Origin of the sequence: Streptomyces sp. NPDC090083, from assembly GCF_044747445.1 — a bacterium.
In the GTDB taxonomy this organism is placed as follows: domain Bacteria; phylum Actinomycetota; class Actinomycetes; order Streptomycetales; family Streptomycetaceae; genus Streptomyces.
This window is the reverse complement of sequence record NZ_JBIVED010000002.1, coordinates 46285-60928: the sequence shown is the minus strand read 5'-3', so window position 1 is coordinate 60928 and position 14644 is coordinate 46285. Positions and strand designations below refer to the sequence as shown.

Here is a 14644-nt window from a genome sequence, read left to right as displayed (position 1 = left end):
TCTACCCGCTGACCGCGTGCTTCACGGGCGCCGCTTCTTGCCGTCCAGTTCGTCCCACCACTCGTCGGACTTGGGGTCGCCGGAGGGGTCGTCCCACCAGCGGTCGTCGGGGCCTCGCCGGTTCGCGACCATCGCGGCCACCGGCGGGATCAGCATCGCGACCACGCACATCCCGACGGCCGCGGGCACCGACCAGATCCGCACCACACCCCAGGCCAGAACGAACAGCCCGATGCAGATGCCCATCATGACGAAGTACACGCGACGACGACGTGCCAGCATGCTTCAAGAGTAGGCCCGGGCACGCCGAAGGGCCGCGCCCAGAGCGGGTGCGGCCCCTCAGCGGTCCGACGGTGCCGTCGGACGGTGATCAGACGGCGATCGCCACTTCCGCCAGGCCGCCCGTCTGGGCGACCACCGTGCGGTCGGCGGTGGCGCCGGGGACGAGGGCGCGGACGGTCCAGGTGCCCTCGGCCGCGTAGAAACGGAACTGGCCCGTCGCGGACGTCGGGACCTCCGCGGTGAACTCGCCGGTCGAGTCCAGGAGCCGGACGTAACCCGTCACGGGCTCGCCGTTGCGCGTCACCTGGCCCTGGATGGTGGTCTCACCGGGCTTGATCGTCGAGGCGTCGGGGCCGCCGGCCTTCGCTCCACACATGTCTTGGTTTCCTTCAGGTCGCAGCGGTGGTGCGGATGCTTACTTGTTGGCGCCGAGCTCGATCGGAACGCCGACCAGGGAGCCGTACTCGGTCCAGGAACCGTCGTAGTTCTTGACGTTCTCGACACCGAGCAGCTCGTGCAGCACGAACCAGGTCAGGGCCGAGCGCTCGCCGATACGGCAGTACGCGATGGTGTCCTTGGCGAGGTCGACCTGCTCGTCGGCGTAGAGCTCCTTGAGCTCGTCGTCCGACTTGAAGGTGCCGTCGTCGTTGGCGTTCTTCGACCACGGGATGTTGCGGGCCGAGGGCACGTGGCCCGGGCGCTGCGACTGCTCCTGCGGAAGGTGCGCCGGCGCGAGCAGCTTGCCGCTGAACTCGTCGGGCGAACGGACGTCGACCAGGTTCTGCGAACCGATCGCCGCCACGACGTCGTCGCGGAACGCGCGGATCGCCTTGTTCTGGGGCTTCGCCTTGTAGTCGGTGGCGGGCCGCGAGGGGACCTCCTCGACCAGCTCGCGGGCGTCCAGCTCCCACTTCTTGCGGCCACCGTCGAGAAGCTTGACGTTGTCGTGGCCGTAGAGCTTGAAGTACCAGTACGCGTAGGACGCGAACCAGTTGTTGTTGCCGCCGTAGAGGACCACCAGCGTGTCGTTGGCGATGCCCTTGCCGGACAGGAGCTTCTCGAAGCCCTCCTGGTCGACGAAGTCACGGCGTACCGGGTCCTGGAGGTCCTTCGTCCAGTCGATCCGGATCGCGTTCTTGATGTGGTTCTTCTCGTACGCCGAGGTGTCCTCGTCGACCTCGACGATCGCCACGCTCGGGTTGTCGAGGTTGGCCTCGACCCAGTCGGCGTCGACCAGGACGTCACTGCGGCTCATGCTTTTCTCCTCCGGGGCAGTTACGGCGGTGCGGTGCGTGAGAGAGGGGTGCGCGCTCGCGCGAGTGCCCTGGTCAAGGCCGAGGGCGCGGGGGAAGACGGAAGGCTGCGCTTCCGCTCAGAACGGGCGACAGAGCATGGCGGCGACGCGGCACAGGTCTACTGCCCGCCGCTTCGTGAGGTCCGCCTGTCGCTTCATGACGTCGATCGTAGGGACGGATCGCCGTACATGTCACCGGTGTGTCGTATTTTGAGACGCGATCGTCCGGGATGTGAGACGAGAAGGGTGCCGAGCGCTCCACGGACGGGAATCCGAGGGCCCGGGGCGATCAGCCCGGCCTCCGCACGGACACCGCCGTCTCGCCCCTCGGACACCCGCGGTCCATCCGAGGCCGACGGGAGTGCATCCCGGGCGCGCCCGGACCCGTCCTACCCGGCCAGCTTGACGTTCGAACCCTTCACCTTGATGTCCACACCGCTCTTCGCCGCCCGCACACTGTCCAGCTGCACCCCGCCCGGCAGCTGGTCCAGCGTCTGCTGGAAGTCCGTGATCGAGCGGATCCGCGAGTCCGCGAGGTCGACGACCAGCTTGGGCAGGTTGTCCGCGTGCACCTTCACCGTGTTGCCGTCGACGGTGACCGTGCTGAGCACCGGATACGTCGTCGTCCCGATCCCGGTGACCGTGACCTTCATGTCGGCCTTGATCTTGCCGTCGCCGCCGTCCGAGAGGCCGACGATCTGGGCCGTGACGCCGGTGAAGACGCTCGTCGGCGCGGACTTGGCGGCCTTGAGCAGCTGGTCGTAGGAGATGCTCGCGGTGCCCGTCGCGCTGGCCGCCGTCGCGGTGCTGTAGCCGTTGGAGAACTTGACGTCCTTCATGTCGGCCTTGAGGTCGTCGATCCGGATCGACGTGGCGCCGCCGCTGCCCGCGGTGTTGCCGGTCGGCGCCTCGTACTGGCTGACGCCGAGTTCCACGTCGTCCAGCTCACCGGAGGCGACCTGGGTGAGGAAGGGGAAGCCCTTGATGGAGACGTCGGGGGTGCTGGCCAGGTTCTCGCTGGTCTTCACCTTGGACGCGGCCTCCTGCTCCGCGAAGTGGACCGCGACCCGGTCCACGACCACGAACAGGGCCCCGAGGATCACCACGACGATCAGAAGTATTCGTAGCCCACGCATCTACGGAGATCCCCACCCGGTGGTCGTCGACGAAAGCGGTACAACGACCTGGTGGCCGCCCAGCGTGAGAGTAGTCCTGTCCGGCACGTGTACCGCGAAATTGTCGATCACCTGTGACAGGACCCTCAACCCCCGCCTCCAGCAGGGCCGTCGGTCACACCAGCGCGCGCCCCAGCACGTACACCGCGGGGGCGGCGACGGCCAGCGGGAGGGCCACACCGGCCGTGAAGTGGACGAAACGGGACGGGTAGTCGTAGCTAGCCACCCGGTGTCCGATCAGCGCGCAGACCGCCGCGCCCGCGCCGAGCAGCGCGCCCTTCGCGCCCATGCCCGTCATGCCGCCCACGGCGATGCCCGCACCGGCGGCGGCGAGCAGGGAGACGACGACCGACGCCACCGTCGGCAGCGGCAGCGCGCGGGCCAGGATCGCCACCGCGACCGCCGCCGCGCCGACCGTCACCGCGTCCGGTTCGGCGGCGAGGTGCCCGGTCGCCACGATGGCCAGGGCCGCCGAGGCGACCGTCGCCATCAGACCGGTGATCCGGGTGTCCGGGTCGGCGTGCGAGCGCAGCTGCATGACGAGGGAGAGCAGCACCCAGACACCGAGGGTGCCGAGGATCGCGGCCGGGCCGTTCTCCCGCCCGGCCGCGAGCAGCGCCGCGTCCGCGACGAGCGCCCCCGCGAAGGCCAGCGCGATGCCCTGCCGTGCGGGCCACATCCCGTTCAGCCGGAACCAGCCCGCCGCCGTCACCGCCTGAAGGATCACGAGCGGTACGACGAGGGCGTACGAGCCGACCTGCGCGGTGACGGAGAGAAGGAGGGCCAGCACGGCGGTGAGGCCGGCGGGCTGCATGCCGGGTTCGATGATCGGCGAACGGCCTTCGAGCCTGGCCCGCTGAGCGTCGGTGATACGGGCGTTGCCCGCGAGGGAGGGCGGGCCGTAGCCGCCGCCGGCCGCGGCGGACGCCTGTGCCGCGGGCGCGTCGGATCCGGCGGGCCGGTCCTGCGCGTAGGGGTCGTGGCCCTGCGCCGGCTCCGGGTAGGTCTGCGGCGGGAAGTACGCCAGGTCGGACGCGGACGGTCTGGACCGCTGGACCTGGGTGTCCCAGGTCTCGCCCTGCCACTGCTGGGTGTACTGCTGGTCGGCCTGCGCGTCGTCGTAGGCCTGCTGCTGGTGTCCGGGCCAGGACTGGGCCTGCGTCTGGTGCGTCTGCTGGGGCTGGTACTGCTGGTGTTGCTGGTGTTGCTGGGCGTAGGGGTCGTAGCCCTCGCCATAGCCCTCGTACGGCTGGTTGCTCATCGCTTCGCTCATCCTCCTGCGAACGGCGGGAGCACCTCGACCGTGCCGCCCTCGGCCAGCCGTACCGTCTCATGTCCGCGGGTGCCCACGGGGTCACCGTCGACGAGGAACGAACATCGCAGCAGGACGCGGGTGAGTTCCCCGGGGTGTCGCTCGCGGACGGCGGTGAGGGCGTCGGCGAGGGTGTCCGCGTCGTACGGCTCCTCGGCGGTGCCGGCCGCGGCCTTCGCGGCGGCCCAGTAGCGCACCGTGACCTTTGGCATGTGCTTCCTCGATAGATCGGTGTCGACGGATCCGGCGTCAACACCCGTCAGGCTAGCTGTCCTGTGAACCGCCCCAGCGACCGATACGGGCCAGCAGGTCGTCGGTGGCCGCGTGTTCCGCGTGGCCCATGCCCGGCTCCAGCCAGAGTTCGGCGTGGCCGGCGGCGGCGTCGGCCAGCATCCGCGGGTGGTCGACGGGGAAGTAGCCGTCGCGGTCGCCGTGCACGATCAGCAGCGGCGTGGGCGCGATGTGCGGGACCGCCTCGACCGGGGAGAGCGGGACCGGGTCCCAGCCTCCGTTCTGGATCCGGGTCCTGAGGCCGTAGCGGCCGACGAGCCGGCCCTCGGGGCGGGTCACCAGCCAGTGCAGCTTGCGCATGGGGGCGGTGCCCCGGTAGTACCAGCGGGCCGGCGCGCTCACCGAGACCACCGCGTCCGTGCGCGCCTGCGCGCGCTGCTCGCGCCTCTCGCGCTCCGAACCCCCGGAATCACCCGGTGAGCCCTCGGAACGGCCGGATCCGTACAGCGCCGCGTGCCGCAGCACCACCGAACCGCCCATCGAGAAGCCCACGGTGACCACGCGCGCGTGCCCCTGCTCGCGCGCCCAGGCGACCGCCGCGGCCAGATCGAGCACCTCGCGGTCGCCCACGGTGGACCGTCCGCCGGAGGCTCCGTGACCGCGGAACGAGAAGGTGACCACCGCTCCGTACGGGGCCAGCGCCTCGGCCACGCGCCGCACATGGGGCTTGTCCACGTCACCCGTGAAACCGTGCGCCACGACGAACACGGGGTCGCCGGAAGGTGACCGGGAGGCGTCGTATACGGCCGACCCCGGTTCGTATACGGAATCGATCGTCACCCCGTCGTCGGTGCGCAGAAACGTCCGCATAGGTGTGCGTCTGATCGTCTCAGAGTTCGGACGAACGGTGGATCGTGCCACATGACCTGCCGTGCCAGCGCTCATGTGGGCTATTCTGCTGGACACAGGACTCGGGCAGAGAAGCCCCCGGGTCCTTTTGTGCTTTCAGGAGCGTTGTATACGAAGCGCTGCACCACGGGAAACCCCAGGTGGACGCCGGTGATACAGGGCCCCCGGGACCGCAAACGCTGTGCCGCACGACACACGTCCTCGCAGGGACCGAGGAGGAACCAGACATATGAGTTCTCTGCTGCTCCTGACCAATGCCCTCCAGCCGTCGACGGAGGTGCTTCCGGCCCTTGGCCTGCTGCTGCACAACGTGCGCGTGGCACCGGCGGAAGGCCCCGCCCTCGTCGACACCCCCGGTGCCGACGTCATCCTGATCGACGGCCGCCGCGACCTGCCTCAGGTGCGCAGCCTGTGCCAGCTGCTCCGGTCCACCGGCCCGGGGTGCCCGCTCATCCTCGTCGTCACCGAGGGCGGCCTCGCCGCCGTCACCGCCGACTGGGGCATCGACGACGTCCTGCTCGACACGGCGGGCCCCGCCGAGGTCGAGGCGCGGCTGCGCCTGGCCATGGGCCGCCAGCAGATCGTCAACGACGACTCCCCCATGGAGATCCGCAACGGCGACCTCTCCGTGGACGAGGCGACGTACTCCGCCAAGCTCAAGGGCCGGGTCCTCGACCTGACCTTCAAGGAGTTCGAGCTCCTCAAGTACCTCGCCCAGCACCCGGGCCGCGTCTTCACCCGCGCCCAGCTGCTCCAGGAGGTCTGGGGCTACGACTACTTCGGCGGTACGCGCACGGTCGACGTCCACGTCCGGCGCCTGCGCGCCAAGCTCGGCCCCGAGCACGAGTCGCTGATCGGGACCGTCCGGAACGTCGGTTATCGATTCGTCACGCCGGAGAAAGGCGAGCGGGGCGACCGGAGCGGCGAGGAGGCGAAGCGGAAGGCGAGCGCCGCTCTCGCCGGGGCGAAGCCGGAGAATCCGGAGAACGCGGACGGGACGGCCGACTCGACCGCCCTGGACGCGGCCGAGATCGCGGCCCAGGCGTGAGTCGTATCCGGGCAGGGCGTCACTGATCGGTTCGTCTCCGCGCGCGGAGCGTGCGCGGAGACACCGATCGGCACGAAGAAGCACAGAGAAGCACGAAGAAGCACGGAGAAGCTTCGAAACGCCCTGCCCAGAGCGGGTCCATCCGCGTAGACTCCGCGCGTGGCCAAGGTGACTCGGGATGATGTGGCGCGGCTGGCGGGTACTTCGACCGCCGTTGTCAGCTATGTCATCAACAACGGACCCCGGCCGGTCGCACCGGCCACGCGCGAGCGTGTCCTCGCCGCGATCAAGGAACTGGGGTACCGGCCGGACCGGGTCGCCCAGGCCATGGCCTCGCGGCGCACGGACCTCATAGGCCTGATCGTGCCGGACGCGCGCCAGCCCTTCTTCGGGGAGATGGCGCACGCGGTGGAACAGGCCGCCTCCGAGCGCGGGAAAATGGTGCTGGTCGGCAACTCCGACTACGTGGGCGAGCGCGAGGTGCACTACCTCCGCGCGTTCCTCGGGATGCGCGTCTCCGGCCTGATCCTCGTCAGCCACGCGCTGAACGACAACGCCGCCGCCGAGATCGAGGCCTGGGACGCCCGGGTCGTCCTGCTGCACGAACGCCCCGAGGCGATCGACGACGTGGCCGTCGTCACGGACGACCTCGGCGGCGCCCAGCTCGCCGTACGCCACCTCCTGGAGCACGGCTACGACTACGTCGCCTGCATGGGCGGTACGGCGGAGACGCCGTCCGTCGGCGACCCCGTCTCCGACCACGTCGAGGGCTGGCGGCGGGCGATGACCGAGGCCGGGCTGCCGACCGAGGGACGCCTCTTCGAAGCCCCGTACAACCGTTACGACGCCTACCAGGTCGCCCTCGGGATCCTCTCCGGCCCGCGGCGCCCGCCCGCGATCTTCTGCTCCACCGACGACCAGGCGATCGGCCTGCTGCGGGCCGCGCGCGAGCTGCGCATCGACGTGCCGCGCGAGCTGGGGGTCATCGGCTTCGACGACATCAAGGAAGCCGCCCTCGCGGACCCGAAGCTGACAACGATCGCATCGGACCGCCCGGCGATGGCCCGCGCGGCCGTCGACCTCGTCCTGGACGACGGCCTGCGGGTGGCGGGCTCCCGCCGCGAGCGGCTGAAGGTGTTCCCGTCCCGGCTGGTGATACGGCAGTCCTGCGGCTGCGAGGGCTGAGCAGGACCGCCGTCTCACCCGGTGGGGCTCAGAACAGCAGGTTGTACTGGTTGTAGCCGGTGCCCAGCTTGACCGGCGTCCCGAAGAGCGCCGTCGTCGCCTTGTTCGTGCCCGGGTACAGCCACAGCGTGCCGCCCGAGTCGCGGGTGATCACATCCGCGACGCCGTCTCCCGTGACGTCACCGTTGGCGACGTACGACGTGAAGTTCCAGCCGGTGCGGGCCTGGACGCGGGTCTTCCACGGAGTGTGCTCGACCTGGGTGCCGGCGTAGAGGTAGAGCACGCCGGAGGAGTTGCGGACCAGGAGGTCGGCACGGCCGTCGCCGGTCAGGTCGCCGTGGCCGAAGATCCTGACGTTCTTCCAGGACTTGTCGACGACCTTGACCTTGCCGTAGAACTCGCCGTCGCCCTTGCCCGGGTAGAGGTAGACCGAGCCGTCGGCGTCCACCGCGACCAGGTCGGGGCGGGCGTCGCCGGTCAGGTCGCCGGGGATCGCGTAGGACTTGTAGCCGCCCCACACCGAGGTGATCTGCTTCCAGGTGTACTCGCCCGTGCCGTGGTCCACGTACTCGCGGTACAGGTGGCCGTCCGTCGCGTCCCGGATGATCAGGTCCTGGTAGTAGTCCCGGTCCAGGTCGGCCTGGAGCGCCCAGCTGGCCGTCTGCCAGCCGTTGCCCTGGTAGGCGCGCTGCGCGAGCGAGGTGCCCTTGCTGTCCTGCTGGAACAGCCCGCCCGACGGCGTACGGCCGAGCAGGTCGGCGCGGCCGTCGTAGGACAGGTCGGTGTCGTCGATGCGCGGCTGGGCCGCCCACGCGTACGAACCGACCTTGGTGAAGACCGGGTAGGCGCCCTTGGCGGTGCAGCCGGCCACGCCCCAGGAGACGATGCCGATGATCTTGTTGTCGGCGATCACCGGGCCGCCGGAGTCACCGTTGCAGGGGCTGGTGGTGCCCTCGTCGGTGCCGGAGGCGGGGGTGCCCGCGCAGAACATCGAGCCCTCGATGAACTCGTCGTCGCCCAGCACCGACTTCATCGCGCTGTCGCAGGTGGCGTCGGGCACGATCGGCAGGGTGGCCTTGCGCAGGTTCGCCGAGAGGTCGGTGCCGGTGCCCGAGGTCAGGCCCCAGCCGTAGACCGTGGCGGTCTTGCCCGGGGTGACGTACGCGAGGTCGTTCAGGTACGCCAGGCGCATCCACTGCTGGTCCAGCGGGCGGTCCAGGGTGAGCACCGCGATGTCGTTCTGCGTGGTCTCGGCGTTGTAGCGCGGGTGGTTCCACTGGTGCAGGACGCCCGCGACCGTGCCGGTGGTGTCGTCGTAGAGGCCGGTGGCGCCGGCCAGGACCGCGCCGTTCCTCGTCCAGTCCAGGCCCGCCACGCAGTGCGCCGCGGTGAGGACCTTGTTCGGGGCGACCAGGGTGCCGCCGCAGAAGGAGCCGTCGCCGCTGGTGTCGTCGTAGTAGGCGAGCTGGACCATCCAGGGCGCGCTGGAGACGGTGGTCTCGGTGCCGCCGATGATGAACGGGGTCCTGCTCGGCGTCTTCCTCCCGGCCGCCTGGGTCCGCGCGGCGTCGGTGACGCGGGAGCGCAGTACGTCGTCGGAGGCGGTGTGCTCCGGGACCGCGGCGGGTGCGGCGGTGGCGGACGGCAGTCCGGGCGGGCCGTCGGCGGCGGTGGCGGACTGCGCCGCGAGAACGCCGGCGCAGCTCAGGGCCAGCGCGAGGGCGGCGGCCGGGAACGCCAGGGTGGGGCGTCTCAGCCGGCCGCGCAGGGCACGTATCACTCAGGGCTCCTGGTGTGGGTGTCGTGGTGGGCCCGAGAAGGGCCTACGACGCGACCACGCAGAGCCGGCGACACGCTGTTCTGGCGACGCGTGTACCGGCGCTGTCCGCGGAGCCCCCCTCCGGCCCGGAGATCGTAGGCCCCGGCCGTCACCTCACACACGGGCCGCACAGGGGTCACACAAGTATTCGTCCGGCGCGCGCCGTGCTCTCACTCCCCCGCAACCTCCCGTTTCCCCGAGTTTCCGGGGCTCCGGCGTCTTTATATCGGGCATACGAGGTTCTGTCGGGCTTCTCAGCGGGCACTCAGGCACCTCTCATGATCGCGCGACAGGCTCTGTTCCATGACCGAGAGCTTCCGCCGCAGCGGCGAGTACGAGACCCCCCAGGGCGACCAGCCGCAGGCGTACCCCCAGCAGCAGCACGCCTCTTCTCCCGTGAACCCGGAATGGCCGCCCCCGCCGGCCTACCAGCCGCAGCAGGCCCAGCAGCCGGTGCAGCAGCCCGCGCAGCCCGGCCCGCAGACGCAGCAGCCGGCCGCGTCCGGATGGCCGGCGCACACCCCCGCCCCCGCGCCCGCCCCGCAGGCCGCCTTCGGCGCCGACGGCGGAGCGTACGGCGGTGACGGAGCGGCCCACGCCGCGGACGGCGGCGGTCACGGCGGCGGCGACACGGCTCTCCTCACCCACGTCCAGGGCGAGGCGCCCCGGCCGAAGAAGACCAGGCGCGGCCCGATCGCCCTGCTCGCGGCGGTGGCGATCGTCGCCGCGGCCGTCGGCGGCGGCACGGCCTACGCCTTCCAGGAGCTGACCGGCAAGGACACCGTCGCCACCTCCAGCACCACCACGGCCGTCGTGCCCTCCAGCAAGAAGGGCGACGTCGCCGCCATCGCCGCGAGCGTCAGCCCCAGCGTGGTCGAGGTCAACGCGACGCTCAGCAACGGCTCGTCGACCGGTTCCGGGGTCATCCTCACCAGCGACGGCCAGATCATCACCAACAACCACGTGATCTCCGGCGCCTCGTCCATCAAGGTCAAGACGAGCGACGGCAAGTCGTACACCGCGAAGGTCGTCGGCACCGACAGCAAGAAGGACCTCGCGCTCCTCAAGCTGGAGAACGCCTCCGGCCTCAAGGCGGCCACCCTCGGCAACTCCGCGGGCGTCCAGGTCGGCGACACCGTCGTCGCCATCGGCTCCCCCGAGGGCCTGACCGGCACCGTCACCAGCGGGATCATCTCCTCCCTCTCCCGTGACGTGACCGTCTCCACCGACGAGAACCAGGGCCAGAACTCCGGCGGCGGCGACGGCCAGTGGCCGTTCCAGTTCGGCGGCCGGGAGTTCAACGGCGACACCGGTACGTCCACCACCACGTACAAGGCGCTCCAGACGGACGCGTCCCTCAACCCCGGCAACTCCGGCGGCGCCCTCATCGACGCCAGCGGCAACATCATCGGCATCAACTCCGCGATGTACTCGGCGAGTTCGGACTCCTCATCCTCGTCGTCCGACGCCGGCAGCGTCGGCCTCGGCTTCGCCATCCCGATCAACACCGTCAAGGCGGACCTCGCGTCGCTGCGGGCGGGCGGCTCCGACAACTAGGCACCGCGCACACGAACCAACGTAGGGAGTACGTCATGATCAAGCAGGTTTCGCACCAGGTGACCGACACCGGAGCGGCCGGTCTCGGCCTGGCCCTCGGGGTGGCGTACGAACTGCACGCGCCGCAGGTGCGGGCACCGGAAGTGGCACCCGTCCCGGAACTGATGGGCCTGCGCACCGGCTCGGCCCGCCCGCACCACCGCAAGGTCCCGCTCAACCGCCTCCAGACGATGCGCGGCTGAGACCGGCCTCCGGCCAAGCCCCTCGCCCCGACCCGTCCCGTCTCATCCCCTCTTCTCCTCTTTACGCACCGGGCGGGAAACATGCGAGGCTGAAGGCGACCAGCCGTTCGTTGCCCCCGTCCCACCGCACCCGAGGAATCCCGCCCATGAGCCCCGCCGAAGGCGACCGTGACATCCAGCGCATCCTGATCGTCGACGACGAGCCGGCGGTACGCGAAGCACTCCAGCGCAGCCTGGCCTTCGAGGGGTACGACACCGAGGTGGCCGTCGACGGCGCCGACGCGCTGGAGAAGGCGACCGCCTACCAGCCCGACCTGGTCGTCCTCGACATCCAGATGCCGCGCATGGACGGCCTGACCGCGGCCCGCCGGATGCGCGGCGCGGGCACGACCACCCCGATCCTGATGCTCACCGCGCGCGACACCGTCGGCGACCGCGTCACCGGGCTCGACGCGGGGGCGGACGACTACCTGGTCAAGCCCTTCGAACTCGACGAACTCTTCGCCCGCGTACGGGCGTTGCTGCGCCGCAGCTCCTACGCGGCGGCGGCAGCGGCCGGCACAGGACCCGAGGACGACTCCCTCACCTTCGCCGACCTCCGGATGGACCTCGCGACCCGCGAGGTCACCCGCGGCGGGCGCCAGGTCGAACTGACCCGCACGGAGTTCACCCTCCTGGAGATGTTCCTCGCGCACCCGCGCCAGGTCCTCACCCGCGAGCAGATCCTCAAGGCCGTCTGGGGCTTCGACTTCGAGCCGTCCTCGAACTCCCTCGACGTCTACGTGATGTACCTCCGCCGCAAGACGGAGGCCGGGGGCGAGCCGCGGCTCGTGCACACCGTCCGGGGCGTGGGCTATGTACTGCGACAGGGTGGAGCGGAGTGAGCAGGCTCGTCCATCGGTTCCGCGCCCTGCCGATCCGGTCACGGCTGGCGATGCTCGTCGCTGCGGCGGTGGCTTTCGCGGTGGCGGCGGTCTCGGTCACCTGTTGGTTCATCGTGCAGGGGAAGCTGTACGAGCAGGTGGAGAACGACCTGCGGAAACAACTGGTCATGCGGCAGCTCAGCGATCAGGCCGAGGCCGCGGTCAACAACTGCACCACCAAGGTCTCGCAGGACTCCGGCAACGGCCCGCGGAACACGTACTTCCAGGTGGTCTCGGAGGACGGGAAGACCTGTGTCATGCCGTTCTCCGTCGGCGCGGTGAAGGTCACCCGGACCGACAAAGAACTGATCAAGAAGGGTGAGACCCACGAGGGGGTGTTCCACAACAGCACCGACGCGGACGGCAACGACGTCCGCGTGCTTGCCCTGCCGGGATTCACCATCACCAACCAGACCACAGGCGCCACCTCCAAGGCGGCCGTCCTGATCGCCCTGCCCCTGTCGAGCACGGAGAAGACTCTCAAGGACCTCGCCCTGATCCTCCTCCTGGTCTCCGGCATCGGAGTCGTAGGCGCAGGAGCCGCGGGTCTGGCGGTCGCCCGTGCCGGGCTGCGCCCCGTCGACAAGCTCACCGAAGCCGTCGAACACGTCGCCCGCACCGAGGACTTGACCATCCGGATCCCGGTCGAGGACGACCGAGACGACGAGGTGGCCCGCCTCTCCCGCTCCTTCAACTCCATGACCACCTCCCTCGCCAACTCCCGCGAGCTGCAGCAACAGCTCATCGCGGACGCCGGCCACGAGCTCCGCACCCCCCTCACCTCCCTGCGCACCAACGTCGAACTCCTCACCCGCAGCGAGGAGACGGGCCGCCCGATCCCCCCGGCCGACCGCAAGGCGCTGCTCGCCTCGGTGAAGGCCCAGATGACCGAACTGGCCTCCCTGATCGGCGACTTGCAGGAGCTGTCCCGCTCGGAGGGCCAGCGGGGTGAGCGCGTGCAGGTGGTCTCGCTCCAGGACACCGTCGAGGCGGCCCTGCGCCGCGCACGCCTGCGCGGACCGGAGCTGACGATCACCGCGGACGTCCAGCCCTGGTTCGTGCAGTCCGAGCCGTCCGCCCTGGAGCGCGCGGTCGTCAACATCCTCGACAACGCGGTGAAGTTCAGCCCCGAGGGCGGCACCATCGAGGTCCAGCTCACCCACGGCGTCCTCACCGTCCGCGACCACGGCCCCGGCATCCCCGCCGACGAACTCCCGCACGTCTTCGACCGCTTCTGGCGCTCGCCCTCGGCCCGCGCCCTCCCCGGTTCCGGCCTGGGCCTGTCGATCGTCGCCCGCACGGTCCAACAGGCGGGCGGCGAGGTGACGCTGGCCCACGCGCCGGGCGGCGGCACGGTGGCGACGGTACGACTGCCGGGCACGCCGACGGCTCCGCCGCCGGAGACATCGGAGTACCCGGGCGACGCGGAGCCCCCGTCGAAGCCGTAGAGCACGGCCCTCAGTTCAGGGGGCCGAAGAACGCGGTGATGTCGTCGGCCAGCAGTTCCGGTTCCTCGTGGGCCGGGAAGTGGCCGCCTCGGGGCATCGTCGTGTACCGGGTGAGGTGGTACCTGCGTTCCACGAAGTCGCGCGGGGCGGGGGCGCCGAGGTTGGCGGGGAACAGGGCGAGGGCGGTCGGTACCTCCACCCGTTCCACGTTCGGGATGAGGCCCTGGCCGGACGTGTAGTAGGGGATGAACGACGTCCCGATCGTGTTCGTGAACCAGTACAGCGACGCCTGGGTGAGCAGGAAGTCGTCCGTGAAGCGGGTGGAGACGTCGCCGCCGCAGTCGCTCCAGGACCGGTACTTCTCCAGCATCCAGCCGAGCAGTCCCGTCGGGGAGTCGCTCAGGCCCTGCGCCAGGGTGAGGGGGCGGGTGCGCTGCTGGTGGGCGTACGCGCCCTCCTCCTGGGACCAGGCGGCGAAGACGGACAGGTACTCCCGTTCCTCGTCGGTCAGTTGAGCCGCGGTGGCGTCCGGCGGGGTGCTCAGGATGTCCAGCACGTGGATGCCGACCACGCTCTCGGGGTGGGCCTGGCCGAGCCGGGCCGTGATCCCCGAGCCCAGGTCGCCGCCGTGTGCGCCGTAGCGCTCGAAGCCCAGTTCGTCGTGCATCAGGCGGTGCCACAGTTCGTGGGTGGGCGTCGACCGGTCCAGGCTCGCGGGCGGGGACGAGAACGTGAAGCCCGGGAGGGACGGCACGATCACCGTGAACGCGTCCCGCGGATCACCGCCGTGGCGCGACGGCGTCGAGAGCCGGCGGGCCAGTTCCACCAGTTCATAGAACGTGCTCGGCCAGCCGTTGGTCAGGACGAGGGGCAGGGCGCCCTCGCGTTCGGCGTCGAAGCGCAGGTAGTGGACGGTCGTGCCGTCGATGGACGCGAAGCGGGACGGCAGCGCGTTGATCGCGGTCTCGTGCGCGCGCCAGTCGTAGCCGTCGGCCCAGTACTCGGCCAGCCGCCTCAGCTCCCCGGCGTCGGTGCCCGCCTGCCACCCGACCAGGGGCCACGGTGTCGCCCACCTCGTCCCGCGCAGACGGGCCCGGAGGTCGTCGAGGGCTGCTTCCGGCACCTCCAGCAAGGGGCCGGAGGCGGTGTTCTTCGTTGAGGTCATCTCTGTTTTCGACACCATTGAAAGCTATAGCCGGTGTCGCATCTCGTCAACACC

16 protein-coding genes are annotated in these 14644 nt (G+C 70.5%); 6 read left to right on the top strand and 10 right to left on the bottom strand.

Annotation, left to right across the window (positions count from 1 at the left end):
• Positions 1-21: 21 nt before the first annotated feature.
• The 8 genes from ACIPTO_RS06025 to ACIPTO_RS05990 all read right to left on the bottom strand — a co-directional run bounded on the left by ACIPTO_RS06025 (position 22) and on the right by ACIPTO_RS05990 (position 5239).
• Positions 22-282, bottom strand: coding sequence for a DUF3099 domain-containing protein (locus ACIPTO_RS06025; protein ID WP_366323801.1), 261 nt, complete (start codon positions 280-282; stop codon positions 22-24).
• Between the two features lie 88 nt (positions 283-370).
• Positions 371-658: a DUF1416 domain-containing protein gene (locus ACIPTO_RS06020; protein WP_019064558.1), complete on the bottom strand. Its 288-nt coding sequence runs from the start codon at positions 656-658 to the stop codon at positions 371-373.
• Positions 659-697: 39 nt separating this feature from the next.
• On the bottom strand, positions 698-1537 hold the full coding sequence (locus ACIPTO_RS06015; protein ID WP_366323798.1) for a sulfurtransferase: 840 nt from the start codon (positions 1535-1537) through the stop codon (positions 698-700).
• Between the two features lie 117 nt (positions 1538-1654).
• On the bottom strand, positions 1655-1735 hold the full coding sequence (locus tag ACIPTO_RS06010) for an Ms5788A family Cys-rich leader peptide (protein WP_350751515.1): 81 nt from the start codon (positions 1733-1735) through the stop codon (positions 1655-1657).
• Positions 1736-1965: 230 nt separating this feature from the next.
• A complete protein-coding gene (locus tag ACIPTO_RS06005; RefSeq protein WP_366323796.1) occupies positions 1966-2712 on the bottom strand; it encodes a DUF2993 domain-containing protein in 747 nt (248 codons plus the stop codon).
• Between the two features lie 154 nt (positions 2713-2866).
• Positions 2867-4012, bottom strand: coding sequence for a hypothetical protein (locus tag ACIPTO_RS06000; RefSeq protein ID WP_401189775.1), 1146 nt, complete (start codon positions 4010-4012; stop codon positions 2867-2869).
• A gap of 8 nt (positions 4013-4020) precedes the next feature.
• On the bottom strand, positions 4021-4275 hold the full coding sequence (locus ACIPTO_RS05995; protein ID WP_366323792.1) for a MoaD/ThiS family protein: 255 nt from the start codon (positions 4273-4275) through the stop codon (positions 4021-4023).
• Between the two features lie 52 nt (positions 4276-4327).
• The gene (locus ACIPTO_RS05990; protein WP_401189773.1) at positions 4328-5239 is read right to left on the bottom strand and encodes an alpha/beta hydrolase; all 912 of its coding nucleotides are present in this window, start codon (positions 5237-5239) and stop codon (positions 4328-4330) included.
• Positions 5240-5432: 193 nt separating this feature from the next.
• Between ACIPTO_RS05990 and ACIPTO_RS05985 the strand changes: the two genes are divergently transcribed.
• Both ACIPTO_RS05985 and ACIPTO_RS05980 read left to right on the top strand, forming a co-directional pair.
• Positions 5433-6251, top strand: coding sequence for a response regulator transcription factor (locus ACIPTO_RS05985; protein ID WP_366323788.1), 819 nt, complete (start codon positions 5433-5435; stop codon positions 6249-6251).
• Positions 6252-6410: 159 nt separating this feature from the next.
• Positions 6411-7436 carry a LacI family DNA-binding transcriptional regulator gene (locus tag ACIPTO_RS05980; RefSeq protein ID WP_078652459.1) on the top strand — a complete coding sequence of 342 codons (1026 nt, stop codon included), beginning with the start codon at positions 6411-6413 and terminating at the stop codon, positions 7434-7436.
• A gap of 28 nt (positions 7437-7464) precedes the next feature.
• Here ACIPTO_RS05980 and ACIPTO_RS05975 read toward each other — a convergent pair whose 3' ends face one another.
• Positions 7465-9216, bottom strand: coding sequence for a trypsin-like serine protease (locus ACIPTO_RS05975; protein WP_401189771.1), 1752 nt, complete (start codon positions 9214-9216; stop codon positions 7465-7467).
• A 342-nt stretch (positions 9217-9558) separates the two neighbouring features.
• Here ACIPTO_RS05975 and ACIPTO_RS05970 point away from each other — a divergent pair, with 342 nt between their 5' ends.
• The 4 genes from ACIPTO_RS05970 (at position 9559) to ACIPTO_RS05955 (ending at position 13425) form a co-directional block, all read left to right on the top strand.
• The gene (locus ACIPTO_RS05970) at positions 9559-10812 is read left to right on the top strand and encodes a S1C family serine protease (RefSeq protein WP_401189769.1); all 1254 of its coding nucleotides are present in this window, start codon (positions 9559-9561) and stop codon (positions 10810-10812) included.
• Between the two features lie 35 nt (positions 10813-10847).
• Positions 10848-11054 carry a hypothetical protein gene (locus ACIPTO_RS05965; RefSeq protein WP_366323781.1) on the top strand — a complete coding sequence of 69 codons (207 nt, stop codon included), beginning with the start codon at positions 10848-10850 and terminating at the stop codon, positions 11052-11054.
• A gap of 146 nt (positions 11055-11200) precedes the next feature.
• Positions 11201-11938, top strand: a complete 738-nt coding sequence (locus tag ACIPTO_RS05960; protein ID WP_366323779.1) for a response regulator transcription factor — start codon at positions 11201-11203, stop codon at positions 11936-11938.
• A gap of 50 nt (positions 11939-11988) precedes the next feature.
• Positions 11989-13425, top strand: a complete 1437-nt coding sequence (locus tag ACIPTO_RS05955) for a sensor histidine kinase (RefSeq protein WP_401190809.1) — start codon at positions 11989-11991, stop codon at positions 13423-13425.
• Positions 13426-13435: 10 nt separating this feature from the next.
• On the opposite strand, the gene ACIPTO_RS05950 is transcribed toward ACIPTO_RS05955, so the two are convergent.
• Positions 13436-14590, bottom strand: coding sequence for an epoxide hydrolase family protein (locus ACIPTO_RS05950; RefSeq protein ID WP_401189767.1), 1155 nt, complete (start codon positions 14588-14590; stop codon positions 13436-13438).
• Between the last annotated feature and the right edge of the window lie 54 nt (positions 14591-14644).